This is a genomic window from Lacimicrobium alkaliphilum (assembly GCF_001466725.1).
Classification (GTDB): domain Bacteria; phylum Pseudomonadota; class Gammaproteobacteria; order Enterobacterales; family Alteromonadaceae; genus Lacimicrobium; species Lacimicrobium alkaliphilum_B.
On sequence record NZ_CP013650.1, the window covers coordinates 3,822,009 to 3,841,818 of the forward strand.

General features: G+C 51.3%; 14 protein-coding genes. 8 read left to right on the forward strand and 6 right to left on the reverse strand.

The features are described from left to right. Positions 1-7 precede the first annotated feature (7 nt). The 5 genes from AT746_RS17125 to AT746_RS17145 all read left to right on the forward strand — a co-directional run bounded on the left by AT746_RS17125 (position 8) and on the right by AT746_RS17145 (position 7,979). The gene (locus AT746_RS17125; RefSeq protein WP_062482891.1) at positions 8-2,965 is read left to right on the forward strand and encodes a TonB-dependent receptor; all 2,958 of its coding nucleotides are present in this window, start codon (positions 8-10) and stop codon (positions 2,963-2,965) included. Between the two features lie 170 nt (positions 2,966-3,135). Further along, complete coding sequence (locus tag AT746_RS17130; protein ID WP_062482898.1) at positions 3,136-4,704, forward strand: tryptophan halogenase family protein; 1,569 nt, start codon at positions 3,136-3,138, stop codon at positions 4,702-4,704. Between the two features lie 16 nt (positions 4,705-4,720). Further along, positions 4,721-5,440 (forward strand): SapC family protein, encoded by a 720-nt coding sequence (locus AT746_RS17135; protein ID WP_062482900.1) that lies wholly within the window; start codon positions 4,721-4,723, stop codon positions 5,438-5,440. 12 nt (positions 5,441-5,452) lie between these two features. Continuing rightward, positions 5,453-6,463: a cupin-like domain-containing protein gene (locus AT746_RS17140; protein ID WP_082633324.1), complete on the forward strand. Its 1,011-nt coding sequence runs from the start codon at positions 5,453-5,455 to the stop codon at positions 6,461-6,463. Positions 6,464-6,494: 31 nt separating this feature from the next. Beyond that, a complete protein-coding gene (locus AT746_RS17145; protein ID WP_082633325.1) occupies positions 6,495-7,979 on the forward strand; it encodes a tryptophan halogenase family protein in 1,485 nt (494 codons plus the stop codon). A 112-nt stretch (positions 7,980-8,091) separates the two neighbouring features. On the opposite strand, the gene AT746_RS17150 is transcribed toward AT746_RS17145, so the two are convergent. The 3 genes from AT746_RS17150 to AT746_RS17160 are packed head-to-tail and all read right to left on the reverse strand — an operon-like array spanning position 8,092 to position 11,836. Next, on the reverse strand, positions 8,092-9,093 hold the full coding sequence (locus AT746_RS17150; protein WP_062482908.1) for a LacI family DNA-binding transcriptional regulator: 1,002 nt from the start codon (positions 9,091-9,093) through the stop codon (positions 8,092-8,094). 34 nt (positions 9,094-9,127) lie between these two features. After that, positions 9,128-10,459 carry a glycoside-pentoside-hexuronide (GPH):cation symporter gene (locus AT746_RS17155; RefSeq protein ID WP_062482910.1) on the reverse strand — a complete coding sequence of 444 codons (1,332 nt, stop codon included), beginning with the start codon at positions 10,457-10,459 and terminating at the stop codon, positions 9,128-9,130. Next, positions 10,460-11,836 carry a GH1 family beta-glucosidase gene (locus AT746_RS17160; RefSeq protein WP_231730965.1) on the reverse strand — a complete coding sequence of 459 codons (1,377 nt, stop codon included), beginning with the start codon at positions 11,834-11,836 and terminating at the stop codon, positions 10,460-10,462. It abuts the gene before it with no gap. A gap of 210 nt (positions 11,837-12,046) precedes the next feature. Between AT746_RS17160 and AT746_RS17165 the strand changes: the two genes are divergently transcribed. Further along, a complete protein-coding gene (locus AT746_RS17165; protein WP_062482913.1) occupies positions 12,047-13,315 on the forward strand; it encodes a sugar MFS transporter in 1,269 nt (422 codons plus the stop codon). Further along, the gene (locus AT746_RS17170; protein WP_062482916.1) at positions 13,315-15,852 is read left to right on the forward strand and encodes a glycoside hydrolase family 3 protein; all 2,538 of its coding nucleotides are present in this window, start codon (positions 13,315-13,317) and stop codon (positions 15,850-15,852) included. Before AT746_RS17165 ends, AT746_RS17170 begins: the two co-directional genes overlap by 1 nt. Before the next feature lie 42 nt (positions 15,853-15,894). On the opposite strand, the gene AT746_RS17175 is transcribed toward AT746_RS17170, so the two are convergent. From AT746_RS17175 to AT746_RS17185, 3 genes are all read right to left on the reverse strand, one after another. Beyond that, positions 15,895-16,884, reverse strand: a complete 990-nt coding sequence (locus tag AT746_RS17175) for a family 43 glycosylhydrolase (RefSeq protein ID WP_062482919.1) — start codon at positions 16,882-16,884, stop codon at positions 15,895-15,897. 111 nt (positions 16,885-16,995) lie between these two features. Next, entirely contained in the window at positions 16,996-17,922 is a 927-nt protein-coding gene (locus AT746_RS17180) for a hypothetical protein (protein ID WP_062482922.1), read from the reverse strand. Between the two features lie 16 nt (positions 17,923-17,938). Next, the gene (locus AT746_RS17185; RefSeq protein WP_062482926.1) at positions 17,939-18,175 is read right to left on the reverse strand and encodes a VF530 family DNA-binding protein; all 237 of its coding nucleotides are present in this window, start codon (positions 18,173-18,175) and stop codon (positions 17,939-17,941) included. A gap of 810 nt (positions 18,176-18,985) precedes the next feature. Here AT746_RS17185 and AT746_RS17190 point away from each other — a divergent pair. Further along, entirely contained in the window at positions 18,986-19,801 is an 816-nt protein-coding gene (locus AT746_RS17190; protein WP_197414286.1) for a polysaccharide deacetylase family protein, read from the forward strand. Positions 19,802-19,810 lie beyond the last annotated feature (9 nt).

Genomic DNA, 19,810 nt, shown 5'->3' on the forward strand with positions numbered 1-19,810 from the left:
GGGACACATGAAGCAAAACAGATTTAAAAGAACCCAACTGGCCAGTTGCCTGTCATTGATACTGGGCACCGGCATGGGCTCAGCCTATGCGCAGGAAAATCAGCCGGAAGCAAACAATGATGTGGTTGAGGTTATCGAGGTCTCAGGGATCCGCAGCAGTTTAATTCGCGCCATGGATGTCAAACGCGAAGGCAATGGCGTAGTAGATGCCATTTCTGCCGAAGACATCGGCAAGTTCCCGGATACTAACCTTGCGGAATCACTTCAGCGTATTACCGGTGTCTCCATTGATCGTCAGAATGGTGAAGGCGCGCGGGTTACCGTTCGCGGCTTTGGTCCGGATTATAATCTGGTGACCCTGAACGGACGCCAGATGCCCACCTCCTCCATCGAAGCCACAACGGCATCGTCGTCACGCTCCTTTGATTTCGGTAATCTCGCCTCCGAGGGTGTTTCAGCCGTCGAAGTCTATAAAACCGGTCGTGCAGATATCTCCACCGGCGGTATTGGTTCAACCATTAACATATTAACGACCCGCCCGCTGAATGCGCCGGGTATGCAGGCCACCTTCGGCGTCAAAGGAGTACATGACACCTCCAGCGAAGACGGCAGTGCACTGACACCGGAGCTTTCCGGTCTGTACAGCAACACCTTTGCTGACGATACGTTCGGTGTTTCTATCAGTGGTAGTTACCAGAAACGTGAAAGCGGCAACCAACAAGCTAATACCGGTGGCTGGCATTCATTTTCTGGTGTCGCTGATCAGGATTGGGGTGCGGGTACGGCAGAGTGGGGTGGTATCCCTGACGGACCGGATTCAGGTCATATAAACCGCCCCAGTGAAGACTCTATTTACTCTGTACCTCAGAGCTTAGGTTATGCCTTTAATGAGGTTGAGCGCACTCGTACTAACGGTCAACTGGTGCTGCAATACCGCCCTGTTGACGATGTGACCGCAACTCTGGATTATACCTATTCAAAAAATGAGGTAGCGACCCAATTCCGGGATCTGTCTGGCTGGTTTAACTTCGGTCCTTCCACAGGTGAGTGGACCGATGGTCCCATTGCCTCGCCACTGGTTTACGCCGAACAAACGCCGGGGCTGTCCGATCTTGCCATGGGTGCGGGCGATTTTGCCTCTGCCAATGAGAACAAGTCTCTTGGCTTCAATCTTGAGTGGCAGGCCACTGACAATCTGGAACTCGAGCTCGACGCTCATAGTTCATCTGCCGAATCCGGTCCCGACAGCCCCTGGGGCAGCAACAATGTATTAGGTACCGCAGCTTTTGTCCGTGCCGAGACCATTGGTCACTTTGATCAGGACTTCCCGGTACTGGAAATCGTCTATCCTGAAGGCTATACCGCACTGGATCCACAGGACATTCGCATTGCCGGTAGCTCCTTCAGAAACAGCTATATGCGCAGTGAAATCGACCAGTACCAGATCAAAGGCCGTTATACCTTTGATGAAGGCGTGCTCAGCAGCATAGATTTCGGAGTGGGCAGCACAGATGTCGATAACCGCTCTGCCTTTTCTAACGTTCAGCGTGATACCTGGGGTGGTGTTGGCGAAGCCGGTGATTTCGACAGTTCATTCTGGCCAATTTCGTCCGTCGCCGACAGATTTGATATTCCCGGCAGTGGCAGCCCGAATCTGCAGAATGAATTTGCCGTGTTTGATTTTGAGACCGTCAGAGCCCGTGCAGCCGAGCTTTATCCTGTTGCCGGTGCCGGTGACTGTGGCAACGGTTTCTGCCCGTCTTCTGAGTACACTACCGACAGACGGACTCAGGAAGAGAATACCTACGCCTATTTCCAGGCCCATACTATGTTTGATATCGGCGATATGCCCGCCAATCTCTCTGCCGGTATCCGCTATGAAAAAACCGATGTGGCTTCTCAGGCGCTGGTCCCGACCTACACCAATATTGGCTGGGTAGCTGCCAATGAGTTTACACTGATTGGTAATGGTGAACAGGAGTTCACGGATCTCAAAGGTGATTATGATTACTACCTGCCCAACCTGAACTTTGATGTTGAGCTGACCATGGACATAAAAGCCAGGTTCTCTTACAGCAAAACCATTGGTCGTCCCAGCTATGGTGATATCCAGGGTGGTCTGACGGTTAATCAGTTGGTTCGTATCGATGGTGGTACGGGCTCCCGCGGTAACCCCAATCTGTTACCCCTTGAGTCAAATAACTACGACCTGTCACTGGAGTGGTACTACGATGAGGGCAGCTATGCGTCTATTGGTTATTACCGTAAAGACGTAAAGAACTTTATCGGTACCTCCATTATTGAAGAACCGGTGTATAACCTGCCTCACCCGGCTCAGGGTTCCCGCTACGCTGAAGCCGTTGATGCGTTGGGCAGTATGGATGCAAATCTGATTCGTGATTACATCATCGAGAACTATCCGGATTCCGTGGACGGTGACATGATTTTGGGTATCGCAGGTGATGATGCGCCGGCAAACTTTGATATCACCATTCCGGTCAATGACAAAGAAGCGGAACTGGATGGCTGGGAAGTGGCCGTTCAGCACCTGTTTGGTGACAGCGGCTACGGCATCATTGCCAACGCGACTATTGTTGACGGTGATATCAGTTACGATGACTTCAGCCTGGAGCAGCAGTTTGCCCTGATAGGCTTGAGTGACTCGGCTAACCTGATTGGTTTCTACGACAAAGATGGTTTCCAGATTCGTCTGGCCTATAACTGGCGCGACAAATTCCTGTCTGCTACCGGGCAGGCCACAGGTGCACACCCAGCCTACGTGGAGGAATACGGTCAGTGGGATATGAATGCCAGCTATGAGGTGAATGAAAACCTGACGCTCTTTGTCGAGGCGATTAACATCACCGACGAGTACGGCCGTTCCCATGGTCGAGCCGAAGAGCAGGTGCTGAATGTAACCCAGACAGGCCCGCGTTATAACATCGGCGCACGCTACAAGTTCTGATAGTCAGCGTCCAATAATAAAGAGCCGCTTTTGCGGCTCTTTTATTCTCGTACAGCAAGATCCATCAGATTAGCGTATTCCGGTCTGAGTAACTTAATCTGATTTGGATTTTCAACAGTAAAGGCTTCAGGTCGTATTGACCCCGGCGCAAAAGCGGGTAAGTTGTCACTATGCAAAATAGTAAAATTCGCGTTGTAGTGATCGGTGGGGGCACAGCAGGCTGGTTAACTGCTAACCTGCTGGCAGCCGATCATGACACCGGGGAAAATGGCAACCTGGACATTACTCTGGTCGAATCTCCCGATATCAAAACCATCGGCGTGGGTGAAGGCACCTGGCCCTCCATGCGCACAACATTGGAGCGTATCGGCCTGTCTGAAACCGACCTGATTTGTGAGTGTGATGCCAGCTTTAAACAAGGTTCTTTGTTTAAAAACTGGTATAGCGCCGATGACAGCGATCACTACTACCATCCCTTCAGCCTGCCAGCTGGTTATCAGCAACTGGAGTTCAGCCGCTTCTGGCAGCAACACCGTAAAAATGTTGATTTTGCCAGTGCTGCAACGCCGCAGGCCAGTATCTGTCGCCGGGGGCTGGCCCCGAAACAGCTGTCTACGCCGGAATATGCCTTCATACTTAACTATGGGTATCACCTGAATGCTGAGAAATTTGTTGAACTTCTGACCCGTCATGGCAAAAAAAAGCTGGGCATTCGTCATATGCAGGACAAGGTAACAGACATTCTCTGGCCTGAGCATTGCGACAAACAACAGAGTCCCATCAAAGCGGTCAGGACAGAGAAACAGGGGTTGCTGGAAGCCGATCTTTTTATTGATTGCAGTGGCTTTAGCGGCCTGCTGATAGGTAAACATTATCAGATACCCATGCGCAGTGTGCAGGATGTGCTGTTTAATGACCGGGCGCTGGTGTTACAGGTTCCGTACCAGGATGAGCAGGCACCCATCCAGTCCTGCACGCTTTCAACCGCGCAGCAAAATGGCTGGATCTGGGATATTGGTCTGTCTTCGCGTCGTGGTGTTGGCTACGTGTATGCCAGCGCCTACGAGCCACAGGCTGATGCTGAAAAGCGCTTACGGGACTATGTTGCCCGGGATAGGGGCGAACAGGCCGCCAGCAAGGCTGAACCCCGTGAGTTGAGGTTCAATTCAGGGTATCGCCAGCAATTCTGGAAACATAACACCGTAGCAGTTGGCCTCAGTGCCGGTTTTATCGAACCCCTGGAAGCCTCGGCGCTGGCGTTAATAGAAATGTCAGCACGCTTTATCAGTGATAATTTAAACGCCCTTGAGCAACATATGCCCCTTGTCAGTGAGCGCTTTAATCATCGTTTTTCTTACCACTGGCAGGGCATCGTTGAGTTTCTTAAGCTGCATTATTGTCTGTCGGCACGTGAAGATAGCGCATACTGGCGTGATAACCGTAAAAACCTTAGCGACTCCCTGGAGCAGAAGCTGATGCTGTGGCAGCACCAGTCACCCTCTGTCTATGACAAGCCTCTGGCTGAAGAGTTGTTCCCTGCAGCGAGCTTTCAATATGTCTACTATGGTATGCAGGGCGCAACAACCTTCGCGCCGCAACGCAGGCAGTCACAACAGGCTGACCAGGCCGAACAACTGCTGCAGGAGAATCAGCATAAGATCCAGAGAATGACTCAGGCTCTGCCTACCAACAGAGCTTTGATTAATGACATAAAACAACAGGGGCTTCGCCGCCTGTAACTGTTTCGGAGCATCCATGAGCCAACACGTATTACTCAACAGTGAAAATCATCGAAACATCCGTGTTCGAACGCAGCGCAGAGCCGAACTGGGTGATAATCAGATGTTTGCCGTCACCTTTGTCGAAGAACTGCGCACCATCCAGGCCCACTACCCTGTATTTTTCCAGAAAGATCCACAAAGTGGAGAGTTTCAGTGTGTTGCTCTGTTAGGATTTGAGCAGGGTGAGAACCTGTTTCTGACGGAACAGGGCTGGGATGCCCCCCATATACCTGTGCTCATCGAGCGCCTGCCTTTCTTAATCGGTATGCAGAACAAAGGTGGCGAGCAGGAACGGGTAGTGCATATTGATATGGACAATCCCAGAGTCAATGAAGAAGAAGGCGAAGCCCTGTTTAATCAGTTCGGCAGTCCCACCGAATACCTTCAGCGTATCTCTGCCCTGTTGGAAGCCACCCACCTGGGTTTGCAGGAGAACAAATCCTTTATTGGCATGCTCAATGAGCTGACCTTGATTGAGTCATTCAGCCTGGATGTGGAGCTTAACAATGGCAGTCAGCATCAGCTGCTGGGTTTTTACACCATCAACGAGGATAAACTGGCACAATTGTCGGGGGCTCAGTTACAGATGTTGCACGAAAAAGGCTATCTGCAGGCGTTGTATATGATTCTGGCCTCCCATTCTCATCTCAAAGACCTGATCGCCCGTAAAAACCAACGGCTCGAACAAGTTTAACGGGCACCAAAGATGCGCCCGTTGAATAGCCTGACCATCACGTCAATGACAGAACTCGATGAGTTGCTAAGCTCATCAGAGCAGCCTGTGCATATCAGAGGGCTATGTCAGCACTGGCCGGCGGTCACCGCAGGTAAAGCGTCGGATCAGTCGCTTGTCAGCTATTTAAAACAGTTTGATCAGGGTCAGCCTGTGACAACCTATCGTTATCCGGCGGGTTCGGCGGGACGGATTTTTTATAATGAAACGCTAACTGGCTTTAATTTCGAAGCACAGCAACTGCCTTTCTCGGCGTTTGCCGAGCAGTTGCTTAACTATAAAGGTGATGCAGGCGGCGGGTTATACCTGGGTTCAACCCTATTGGATAAGTGGTTTAGCGGTTTTACCGAGGCCAATTGTCTGGATGTGTCGACCCCCTCGGAGCATATGACGCCGCTTGTAAGCCTGTGGATGGGCAACCCCAGTCGTGTCGCGGCACACTTTGATTTTCCTGATAACCTGGCCTGCTGTATTAGTGGTCGCCGTCATGTAACGCTTTTTCCTCCTGAGCAAATCGACAATCTTTACATTGGTCCGCTGGACTTTAATCCGGGTGGCCAGCCTATCAGTATGGTTGATCTGGAAGCGCCTGATTATGATCGTTTTCCGAAATTCAGGCAGGCACTCGAACAGGCGCTGACAACAGAACTAGAGCCTGGTGATGCGTTATTTATTCCCAGTATGTGGTGGCATGCCATCGATGGCCGGGAACGGGTCAACACATTGGTCAACTATTGGTGGCGTAACACGCCAGCTTATCTTGGTGCCCCCATGGATGTACTGTTGCATGCCATAATGAGCCTGAAGGAGCTGCCTAAACGCCAGCGTGAAGGCTGGAAACACCTGTTGGATCACTATGTGTTTAATCACGAGCAACAGGACAGTGAGCATATTCCATCGCAACGACTGGGCCCCCAGACCCGCATTGATGCCGGCGCGGCACAACGACTCAGAACCATGCTGCTGAACAAACTTGGCCGCTAATTTAATGATACTGCTATAAGAGAGATTAACGTTGAACAGGGTAAAGAAAGTCATAATCGCAGGGGGCGGCACAGCCGGTTGGATGGCTGCTGCTGCCATCTCGAAACTACTGGGGAAGAACCTGGAAATATGCCTGGTCGAATCTGATCAGATTGCCACCGTCGGCGTAGGTGAAGCGACCATCCCTCCCCTGTTGACCCTGCATAAATTGCTGGAAATCAAGGAGCAGGATTTTATGGTGGCCACTCAGGCGACCTTTAAACTGGGGATCAGCTTCGAAAACTGGCGCGACGTCAATGAAGACTATATTCACTCTTTTGGCACCACAGGCCAGGATTGCTGGGCCGCAGGCTTCCAGCATTTCTGGCTGAAAGGAAAACAGCAGGGCATTGCCTCAGATTACGGTGACTACTGTCCGGAGCTGCTGGCCTCACTGGCAGGGAAATTCGCCGTACAACCAAAGTCAGGTCTGAACTATGCCTACCATTTCGACGCCGGGCTCTACGCACAGTTTTTGCGTAAAATGGCTGAAAAACACGGCACCCGGCGGGTTGAAGGCAAGATCAGTGAAGTGCAGTGCTGCAACCAGACCGGCATGATCGATAGACTCATTCTTGAAAGCGGTGAACAACTCGAAGGCGATCTTTTTATTGATTGCACAGGGTTTCGTGGGCTGCTGATCGAGCAAACCCTGCACACAGGCTATCTGGACTGGACCCATTGGCTGCCCTGCGACTCAGCGCTGGCAGTGCAGACCGAAAATACCAAACCGCCCATCCCTTATACCCGCTCCATTGCCCGCGAATCAGGCTGGCAATGGCGAATCCCGCTGCAACATCGTACCGGCAACGGCCTGGTCTACTGCAGCCGCTATATGAGCGATGAGCAGGCGGAACAAACCCTGCTCGATAACCTCGAAGGTGACCCCATCACTCAGCCACGTCAGATTCGCTTCAGAACCGGTCAGCGCCGTTTGCACTGGAATAAAAACTGTGTGGCGCTGGGTCTGGCCAGTGGCTTTATTGAGCCACTGGAATCCACCAGCATTCATCTGATCCAGCGGGGCATTGTGCGCCTGATGCAGATGTTTCCTCACACGGGCATTGTGCAGAGCGATATTGATGAATTTAATGGGCAGATGTTCTCAGAAGTGGAGAATATCCGCGACTTCATCATACTCCACTACCACGTAACCAATCGCCGTGACTCGGCTTTCTGGCGTCATTGTGCCGGCATGGATATTCCCGATTCGCTGGCCCATCGCATTGAGCTGTTCAGGGAAACCGGCAAGGTGTTTAAAGTGCCCAATGAATTGTTCGGTGAGAACTCCTGGACTCAGGTTATGTTAGGCCAGGGCATCATGCCACAACAGTATCATCCCATCGTGGATCAGATGAGCGATGAGGAACTGTCCCATTTTCTCAACCAGATCCGCACTCAGTCGAGACGCATGGTGGATCAGCTTCCCAGTCATCAGGACTTTTTGCGTCATTATTGCCCGGCAGCAATGCCTTAATGGTGTCAGTTAAAGATATCTGACTAGTGCAAATTGAGTTAAATGAGACTTTTAATAGTCAGATATCTTTAACTGACTGGCATTGGGCCATCCCTCAGGAATTGTAAAGGTATTAAGCTAAACGCCTGACCGAGTCACGCATCACCACAGTAGGCTCAAACAGGTTATGCAGTGGCTTTTTCTTGTCCTGGTAGATATGGTGGCGCACCCAGTTGGCCGCCATGCTGCCCATTTCTCCGGAAGGAAAATCAATAGTCGTCAGGTGCGGGAAGGTATAGCGCGACATGATGACGTTATCAAAACCCATCACCGAGATATCACCAGGCACATCCAGGTTATTGTCGCGGGCACAGTTCATTACCCCGCAGGCCATTTCATCATTGGCACACACCACCGCGGTGAAGGATTCTGACTGCTGCAGAAGCTGCTGCAAGGCCAGCACACCACCTTCTTCGTGAAAATCACCTTCAATAAACAGTGACTCCGGCATAGCGCAGCCAAACTCCTGCAAGGCACGACGATGACCGGCAAGACGATCGCGCACGTCGGTTTTCCATGTGGGGCCGGAAACATAGGCTATCTGACGATGGCCCATTTCCAGCATAGTCTTGGTGGCCAGATAGCCACCCAATTCATTGTTCAGACAAATGCAGTTTTCCATCAGCCCAGGAATACTGCGGTTGATCACCACCACTGGTATGCCACTCTGATTGAGCTCCAGCAGATACTGATCGGATACTGCATCCACATGCAAAATCAGGGCGTCACATTTACGGCTGATAAGAAATTCGATGGCGTCTTTTTCACTGGCCTCATCACTGTGGCCGGCAGCCACGATAACGTGCTTGCCGGCTGCGCGCAGCTCACCCTCAACCCCGCTCATCATTTCGCCGAAAAAGGGTCCATAGAGCTCGGAAACCAATAAGCCGACGCTGTTGGTGCAATTAGAAGCCAACGACTGGGCAATAGAATTGGGCCGGTAGTTGAGCTCCTTCATTGCCTCCAGAACTTTGGCCCGCTTCGCTTCACTGACCCGGGTATTACCATTCATCACCCGCGACACCGTTGCCAGTGACACGCCCGCCAGTTCTGAGACCTGATATATGGTTGCCATTTTTCCTTTGCTATCCTGTTATTCTTGTTGCAGCCTAAGTACCAATCCTTTCCAGTTCTTGTCGAACCTGTACTACTTTGGCGTCATTAAGCTTATAGAATTTCATTACTGCAGCCACCAGCACAAAGGTAACGGCGGGTAACAGAGTAAATGAAAGCAGAATGCCCTGTCGGGTCTGTTCAGATTGTACCTGATTTGGCGCATATCCATAATAGGCCAGCAACCAGCCAGCCACAGCACCGCCTAAGGCCAGTCCCAGCTTGATAAAAAACACAATAGAGGAATAGGTCATGCCGGTAATCCGCAGCCCGGTGCGCCACTGACCATAATCAACAATATCCGCCATCTTCGCCCACAACAGCGGTGTGCCCATCTGCAACACAAAACACCAGGCAATATAGATCATAAAGGCCAGCACCAGTTGCTCAGAGTCCACAAAGAACGCGGCAACACAAAGTACAGCAGCAATGAGCTGAATCAGTATGTACGCCTTTACTTTACACAGCCTTTTCGCCAGCCACTGAGCCAGGGCACAACCAAGAATATTACCCACCATACCCAATGTGACAAACAAGGTAATCAAATCCTCACGTCCCAGATAGTACTTCACATAATAAATCGCCAGGGTATTGCGGATGACCATGCCAAATAGCACCAGAATCGCTGCAATACAGAGTATTCTCCACTGGTCATTTTGCCACAAAGAGGCCATATCCTGTCTGAAAGAGGAGTTCTGGGTCGCAGGCGGAAAGATACGTTCTTTAGTGCCGGCAAAACACAGCCAGAAAAATATCACACCAACAGCGCTCATGGCGGCAATGGTGAGCTGATAGCCAAGGGCCTTGTCTCCCTGGCCGAACCAGTCCACCAGCGGCAGGGTAAAGGCCGTCACCAACAATCCACCGAGCATACCGAATACAAAGCGGTAGGACTGCACCGATACCCTCTCACCGGGATCGGCTGTCAGCACACCACCCAGCGCCGAATAGGGAATATTGATGGCAGTATAGGCCAGCATCAGCAGGCCATAAGTCACAAAGGCATAAACTACTTTACCGTCGGGGGACAGGTCCGGCGTGGTAAAGGCGAGAACACTGATCAGGCCAAAGGGCACGGCCAGCCACAACAAATAGGGCCGGAATTTCCCATGACGGCTGTTGGTTCTGTCGTTGATGGCACCCATCAGGGGGTCTGTGACGGCGTCGAAGATGCGCACAACAAGAAATAACGTACCGACAATGGCCGGGGAAATCCCAAACACATCGGTATAAAAGAATGACAGGAACAGCATGACCGACTGAAAGACGATATTGCTGGCCGTATCTCCCAGACCATAAGCGACTTTTTCTTTTACCGACAAGGCCATTTACTTCGCTCCACCTTGTTGTTTAACATTACCGGACTGTGCTTTTTGCAACAGAAAATCCCGGTATGCATAACCACTGGATTTGATAATACGCTGTTGGCTGTGGTAGTCCACATAGACAATGCCAAAGCGCTTCAGGTACCCCTCCGCCCACTCAAAATTATCCATCAGACTCCAGGCAAAATAGCCCCTGACATCCACACCTTTTATGGCTGCATCATGTACCGCACGCAAATGGCTTTGCAGATAAGCCAGACGTTCAGGATCATCCACCTTGCCATCAACCAGTTTATCGACCATGGCGGCACCATTTTCTGTGATGTATACGGCAGGCAACTGGTAGCGTTGATGATAATCCAGCAGTAAATCTGTCAGGCCCTGAGGAAACACTTCCCAGCCCATATCCGTCAAGGGCTGCTGCTCATGTTCGAGCTTTTCAAACAGCTCTGTAGATGAGGCCTGATAGCGCTCGCGGGTGTAATAGTTAATGCCAATATAATCCAGTTTGTGGCCAATGATGGCCAGATCACCAGCCTGTACCGGCGGATGTTCATCTTCCGGCAATTTATCCAGTACATCGGGATAGCGCTGTTCCAGTAACGGCTGTAGATACCAGTGATTAAAGTATTCGTCAGCCATTTTTGCCGCCTCAATATCCTCCGCGGAATCTGATTCCGGATAACAGGGGCTGAAATTCAGTACGATGCCATTCAGGGCCTCCGGCGCATTGTCGTCCAGCACCTGCATCGCCAGGCCATGGGCTAACAAAAGATGGTGGGCCGCCTGCTTACCGTAAGCACGGCTCTTGTGCCCGGGAGCATGAATACCCGCCTCATAGCCCAGATAAGCACTGCAAAAGGGCTCATTCAGAGTGGCATAGGAATACACCCTGTCGCCAAAAGCACGGGACACCAACTGCGCATAATCACGAAATTTGAAAGCGGTTTCCCGGTTCAGCCAGCCGCCCTTATCTTCCAGATGCTGGGGCAAATCCCAGTGATACAGGGTAACAAATGCCTTAATGCCGTATTCATTGAGGCGATCCAGTAAGGCAATATAAAAGTCCAGTCCCTGCTGATTGACACTCCCATCGGCGTGCATAACCCTCGCCCAGGAGACCGAAAACCGATAGGCATCCACGCCCAAAGATCTGATCAGTCTGAGATCTTCCTCCCAGTGATGCACATGATCACAGGCCCTTTTACCATCTGAACCGTCACGGATTTTGCCCGGTGTGGCACAAAAGGTATCCCAGATCGTATCCAGCCTGGACTCTGCGGCACCTTCAATCTGAAAAGAAGCGGTTGCTACACCAAAAATAAATTCCTTGCTCAGCAAAGGGGACGTGAGGGGTAATGAAATTGCCTTGTTATTCAATGTTCTGTCCTGTTGATGCCGGAGTTACCGCTGGCGATTATGTGCCTCTATCCGAAAAGCAGATGTTGATAATTTGTTGCACAACGGATTTCATGATGCTACAAATGTAAGCGCTTTCACAAAGTGTAAACCTAATGTTAGCCAATGGTCAATGTGTAGATGCACAGGCTGACATAAATGGCGTAACCCGGATTCGGAAAAGGCACCTCTATGACAACTTCAATACCACCTCAACAGCCTGTGCGCGGCAATAGCCTGCCGATGGCAATGATTTCACTCACCGCATTATTTTTCATGTGGGGGTTTATCACGGCACTGAACGATATTCTGATCCCTCACCTGAAAAGCGTATTCAGCCTCAGCTACACCCAGGCCATGCTGGTACAGTTTTGCTTTTTTATGGCTTACTTTCTGGTTTCCATACCCGCCGGACGTATTGTCGATAAAATTGGCTTTCAGAAAGGTATCAGTCTGGGTTTGCTGACCGCGGCCGCAGGTTGTTTGTTATTTGTGCCTTCGGCCCTGTATACCACTTACTGGATGTTTCTGGGGGCACTGTTTATTCTCGCTGCCGGTGTCACCATATTGCAGGTAGCCGCCAATCCTCTGGTGACCCTGCTGGGCAATCCTGATACTGCGGAATCCAGACTGACCATGACCCAGGCCTTCAACTCGCTGGGCACCACCGTGGCACCGGTGATAGGCGGCATTCTGATCTTTTCTCATATTGAAGGCAGCGAGCAATCCGCCGATTCGGTGATTGTGCCTTATATCGGTCTGGCATTGGTTCTGATTGGTCTGGCTGCCTTTTTCGTCAGAATGCGCCTGCCGGAAACCGGCAACCATATTCCCAGCGCTGCGGATTTACTTGATTCCAACGCCAAAACGCCACTGAAAGACTATCCACACCTTATTCTCGGGGCCCTGGGTATTTTTTTATATGTCGGTGCTGAGGTTTCCATCGGCAGCTTTCTGGTCAATTACCTGGGCGAAGACACCGTAATGGGCATGAGTGAAGGTCAGGCGTCCAAATATATAGCCTACTACTGGGGTGGTGCCATGGTGGGACGCTTTATCGGTGCCCTGCTGATGCAGAGAATCGCCCCGGGCAAACTGCTGGGCTTTAACAGCGCCGCCTCTATAGCCTTGTTGTTGCTGACTATTTTCAGTACCGGACAACTGGCCATGTGGAGCGTATTGCTGGTAGGTCTGTGTAACTCGATCATGTTCCCCACTATTTTCAGTCTGGCCTTAAAAGGGCTGGGTAAAGACACCAGTCGCGGTTCTGGTCTGCTCTGTCTGGCCATCGTTGGTGGTGCTGTGGTGCCTTTACTGCAAGGAGTGCTGGCCGACAGTATCGGGCTACAATTGTCCTTCCTGCTGCCTTTGGTGTGCTATCTGTATATCGGTTTCTATGGTCTGGCTGGTGCCACAGTGCGCGCTAAATCCTTTTCCAACACCGAGCAGGAGGTTGTCTGATGAGGTCTCATCATAAAATTTCGGCCCTGCTGGCTGCCCTTAGTCTGAGCTTTGTAACGGCATGCAGTGGACCGGCAGAACCGGATACGCATCAACAGCTGAGCAACAAAGCCGTACCCGATTACTGGCCCCGTATTCAGTCTGAGGTCAAAACCGACCCATCCATAGAAGCGCAGGTCAAAGAGATACTGGCCGGAATGACTGTTGAACAAAAGGTGGCACAGCTCATTCAGCCCGAAATCCGTGATATCAGTGTTGAAGACATGCGCCGCTATGGTTTTGGCTCCTACCTTAATGGTGGCGGTGCCTTTCCCGACAATAACAAACATGCCTCGGTACAGGACTGGGTAGATCTGGCCGAAAAGCTTTATCAGGCTTCAGTGGATGACTCACTGGATGGCAGCAGCATTCCCACCATGTGGGGAACTGACGCCGTACATGGGCATAACAATGTGATCGGTGCCACCTTGTTTCCGCATAATATCGGTCTGGGCGCCGCCAATAATCCAGAGTTGATAGAACAGATTGCCGGTGCTACTGCCAAAGAAGTGGCCGCCACCGGCATTGACTGGATATTCGCACCTACGGTGGCGGTTACCCGCGATGATCGCTGGGGCCGCACCTATGAAGCCTATTCAGAAGATCCGAAAATAGTACGTGACTATTCCTATGCCATCGTCAAAGGCCTGCAAGGGCGTGATGAAAACTTTCTCTCACAGCAACAGGTGCTCAGTACCGTCAAACACTTTGTCGGCGACGGCGGCACTGAAGGTGGCGATGATCAGGGCAATAACCTGGCAACCGAGAAAGAACTTTATGAAATTCATGCCCAGGGTTATGTGGGCGGCCTAACGGCTGGTGCGCAGTCGGTGATGGCCTCATTTAACAGCTGGCATGGTGAGAAAGTACATGGCAGTGAGTACCTGCTTACCAAAGTACTCAAAGAGCGCATGGGCTTTGATGGATTTGTTGTCGGTGACTGGAACGGCCATGGCCAGATCCCTGGCTGCAGCAATGACAACTGTCCTGATGCCATAAATGCCGGTCTGGACGTGTTTATGGTACCGACCGGTGCCTGGAAGCCGCTGCTTGAAAACACCATCAGCCAGGTAAAAGAGGGCATTATTCCCATGCCAAGGCTGGATGATGCCGTTAGCCGGGTGCTCAGGGTCAAGTTACGGGCCGGGCTCTTTGCAAAGCCATCGCCGGCAAACCGCCCCCTTGCCGGAAATACCGATCTTATCGGTCATCCGGAGCATCGGGAAATTGCCCGTCAGGCCGTGCGTGAATCACTGGTGCTGCTGAAAAATAGTGAGCAGTTACTACCCTTAAAACCGTATCAAAAAGTCCTTGTGGCCGGAGATGGCGCCGATAATATCGGCAAACAATCCGGTGGCTGGACTATCACCTGGCAGGGTACCGGCAACGAAAATGCCGACTTCCCCGGTGGCACTTCAATCTATGGGGGTATCCGTGAAATCGTTGAGGCCGGAGGCGGTAAAGCTGAACTCTCTGCAGAGGGTAACTTTAGCCAGAAACCCGATGTGGCCATTGTGGTATTTGGTGAGGAGCCTTATGCCGAAGGTAACGGCGACCTGGCAAATCTGGAATACCAGCGCGGCAATAAACAGGATCTGGCGTTGTTACGAAAACTAAAAGCGCAGAATATTCCTGTGGTGTCAGTATTTTTAAGCGGTCGCCCGTTGTGGGTAAATCCGGAACTGAACGCCTCTGATGCATTTGTGGCTGCCTGGCTGCCCGGATCAGAAGGTCAGGGCGTGGCCGAGGTGCTGTTTACCGATAAAGACGGCAATATCCGCTACGATTTCAGCGGTAAGCTGTCATTTTCCTGGCCCGCGACTCCGGAACAAACCACTGTCAATGTCGGCGATACGGACTATCAACCCTTGCTACCCTACGGTTTTGGTTTGCGCTATGGCGATAACGATGTGCTTGGCGACAACCTTAATGAGCGTGTTAACTCCTCCTCCACGGAGCTGGTGCCCCTGGCACTGCTGGAAAATGCCATCCGTGCACCCTGGTCCATGAGCATCGGCACTGCAAACAAGCAAACACCCGTTACCAGTGCCGTGATGACTTCCGGTCCGGTGCAGATGCGTACCATGGACAGATTTGTTCAGGAAGATGCCCGGACCCTGCACTTTGACGGCTCAGCACCGGGTCAGGTCCGCATTGGTGCGCCCTTTCCTCAGGATCTGCGCTCCTATCTGGAACGCAATGGAGCCCTGAGCATGGATGTTCTTATACAGCAAAAGCCTGTGGCTGCTGTGACCCTCAGCATGGACTGTGGCCCCGATTGCGGCGCAGGTGTGGATATTACAGAGCAGTTACAATCCATGCCCTCAGATAAATGGCAGACTCTGAGTGTGGATCTGGCCTGTTTTCGCGACGCTCAGAATCTAGCCGGGGTGTTTAACCCACTGATCCTAACCAGCGAAGGCCAGACCGGGTTAAGTCTGTCAAAAATCTACATCAAGCCGGACATCGGACAGCCACTTATTCGTTGCAACGATTGAGCCAGGAAACTGCGGCAATGGCACTGCTGTTGCCGCAGCGAGCTAGTTCTGAGAACGAGCGCTATCCGCCATCGGAGGAACATCCGCCAGGCCTTGCTCCGTTCTTTGTACAGGCCTGATTGTACCGTCCTGATTAAAATGCAGGTACTCTGCGGCAACATGCCGCTGTCTCTTGTCACAGGCGGCGTCATCGATTTTTAGCCAGCGATGGTAGAACAGCAACCACTGTCCTTTATACTCCACCACAGAGTGATGGTTATTGCTGGCATGCTCCTGCTCCATAAACACGCCCTGATAAGTCCATGGTCCGGTCGGTTGTGTGGCGGTGTAATAGGTCAGCACCCGGTTATTTCCCGGCATGGTAAAGTAATATAAGCCGTCGCGCTTGAATACCCAGGGACCTTCCATCTTCGGCTCATAGCCGCCCATATCCATTTTTATAAAATCCCCTTTGACACTGAGCATATCATCGGCCATTTCGGCAACATAATAGTCAAAGCCCTTACCATGAAAATACAGATAAGCGCTGCCATCATCATCAATAAACAGCGCAGGATCATTGGCATAAGGCTCGCGCCATAGCGGCCCACCTATGGCATCTTTGAATGGGCCTGTTGGAGAATCACTTACCGCTACCCCTATGCCCATCCATTTGGTGCTGTTTTGCGGGTTCTGCCTGTCTTTGACGCCGGTACCGGCAGGAAAGATCAGATAGTATTTACCGTTTTTGTATGCGGCATCCGGTGCCCAGGCGTAATCATCGGCCCAGCTCAGATCATCCACAGATAGTACCGCCCCATGGGCGGTCCAGCTTTGCAGATCATCGGTGGAAAACAGGTGCCAGTCCTGCATATGAAAATCCCGCTGACACTCAATGTCATGGGAGGTATACAGGTACAAGCGCCCGTCTTCCCAAACGTGGGCTGAAGGATCCGCTGTCCTGATATTGCTGCCAAAATCTAATGGGTTTTGCGCAGCTACCAACACAGGGAATAAAACCAGAGCGGCGGTAAAGATAGTCAGTTTCAACATAAGTTAATCACCTGTTGCGATATAAAACAGCCACATAATGATTGAGACTCAGGCTGATTAGCCAGCGCCGGGATGATTTAGTTATGATTTTTTTCAGGTATGAAATTTTTATCAGGTTTTAGGCAACAACCTGGCCATTAACGCAATGGTGATAACAGAAAAAGCCAGTCTGGCCCAGAGTATCGCCGACAAGTGCGCGCCCAGTAGCATTACCAGCAGGGTATCCTCGATCAGGCTGTGACAAAGCCCCAGAAAGCTCACTGTCAGCAACACATCCCGTTTGCTCAGTTTGCCTTTGCCCACTTCGTTAAGCAGAATTCCGGCGCCAAAGCTCAGCCCCATAGTGATGCCGATGATAGTGATATTAGCCGCTTCGCGACCAATCCCCAACAGGCGCAGCAACGGAAAAAGCGCCCAGTGCAGGAGTTTTTCTATACCCAGTTTTCTCAGTAACCAGAGCAGACTGACCAGAGTCAGAATAATAAAAAAGATCGCGCCAATGGTGAGTAGCTGATCGGTTGCCCAGGTGATTAGCGATCCGTCAGTCGGCGATGCCTGCCAGGCCAGCTGATTAGTTTGTTGCAGCCACCCAAAGTGCTGATAAAAAAGGTGCACCACCGCCGCCAGGATGAACGCACCGCCAATACGCAGCAGCAAAGTAAACCACCAGGGCACCCCGGCTTTTTTCGCCACCGCGCCTTCAAAAGGCAGCGCATGGGCAACCAGCATCAGAGTACCCAATACGCTGACCTGAGCCACAGTCAGACTCTGCTGCTCTGCCAGTGACACAAATACTACCATGCCGGTATAAATGTTTGTCAGCAGGGTGGTGGCCCAGACCAGCCCGGCCGATTCAGGCAAGCCTATCAATGCCATTAATGGCCCCAGCCAGGCGCCCAATAAGGCCGTTGCTCCCATGACTTCAAGCACTTTGACAATAATCAGGGTCGGCACCAGAATCTTCAGCAGGGTCAGATAAATGCTGAACGTTTCCCGCAATAGCTGTTCACCGCTTGTGCACACAGTGCTGAAAGTCATTCGCCCCATAGTTCCATCAGGAGCCTTGCCCCCATACATTGAACACGTTCAGATACAAGCGCTCGACTTTCTCCCTCGCCCAGGGAGTGCGACGCAGAAACTTAAGACTGGATTTCACCGAAGGGTCATGACTGAAGCAGCGGATATTGACAACTTTAGCCATCTCCTCCCAGCCCAGCTTTTGCTCCAGTTGCACGATCATCTGTTCAAGCGTCACTCCATGCAACGGGTTATTAGCCTGTGATCCGGCCATATGTTTTTTCCGCAGTAGGTATTTGAAATCGAGGATTGACGGATCATAACAAAAACTGTCGCCAGAAAGAGCATCATTTGGTTGCGATTCGCGCGCCCAAAAGACGTGTTTGTATCAGCGCTTTTTATGTGCACGCGCCACTATCTAACCACCCTGCCTTACTCTTTCCATCGCGGATCAAACCCCTCAAGGCCTGAGGGCTATTCATTCAGCTGGTAGTGATAAGCATAGCTGCCGCTCTTTCAGCAATTTCTTTTGATTAATAGTTCACCAACATGAAAAAAGAATCTATACCTGTTTCCACAAAATGTTTAACCACCAGAGGCCCCCTTCACTTCGAGCAGAAAAGGAATCGGATTCTCGCAGGAACCACAAAAGCAGCACCTGGACTTGCGAGAGACTGGCTGTCCGCTTTCAGATAGCTAACGATGCGCTTGGCCGCGTTCGCCTTTGTCGGTAACAGGGTCAAACACCTTTGCAAACACAACAACCATTCATGGATTGCATTGCTGTCATCAGTTTTCAAATTTCCGAACGCCCGAGACAATTTTCCAACCCTCGGATGCAAATGGTCATTCTTTATTCCTGTTCACCTGGATAAGAAGGCAACGATGTTAAGCATACCGGGGATATAGGAATATTTATTACGTTACATGTAAGCGCTTTCTTGTGCTAATGTCGAAAATACCGAATATCAACCTTATGTTGGTTGATTTTTAATATCTTGTTTACCACACCGTATGAGATCAGGCAGGGTTCCGGGTTGCCGCCGCTACGTCTCAGACAGGCATACTGAAAGGATCACCGTAAATGACAAATGCCAGCCGATGTAAGCAGACCACTCATCCAGTTTGGATGTTGTTAATATTCTTCATTGCCTGTCCTCTTAAGGCAGAGTTTAACTGGCCAAAGAATGCAAAAGCAGCGGTCAGCCTGGCTTATGATGACGCGCTGGACAGTCAGTTAGACAACGCTCTGCCGGCACTCAACCGCTACGGATTTAACGCCACCTTTTACCTCACCTTAAGTTCTCCCACCCTGAGCAGTCGCCTGCATGAATGGCGGCTGGCGGCCAGACAAGGGCATGAGCTTGGTAATCACAGTATTAACCACCCTTGCCGGGCATCACTGCCCGGGCGGGACTGGGTTGAACCGCACAATAATCTGGACAACTGGTCTGTTGCCGCTATCATTCAGGAGATTAACAATGCCAATGGGTTCTTGCTGGCCTTAGACGGTGAAACAGAGCGCACCTTCACCCCTCCCTGTGGCGACAGTCATGCAAAGGATGGTAACTATCTTGCCCGGGTCACCTCGCTTTTTGTCGCTATCAGGCGCCCCGGAGACCCCGTTGCGCAAATCCAGCAACTTGAGCTGCACAAGACTCCGACCTGGTTTCCGGTCAACCCGTCGCTCAAAGAACTGACAAATTATGTCGAGCAGGCTGGCAAAAATGGCACTCTTGCCAGTATCAACTTTCATGGTGTCGGTGGCGACTATCTGAGTGTTTCAGCAGAGGTCCATGAGCAGTTTCTGGCCTGGCTGGATGCCAATCGTGACCAATACTGGTTGGACAGCTTTATCAATCTGAGCAGATATATTCGCCAGCAACGAAACAAGACCTGATGGCTATAA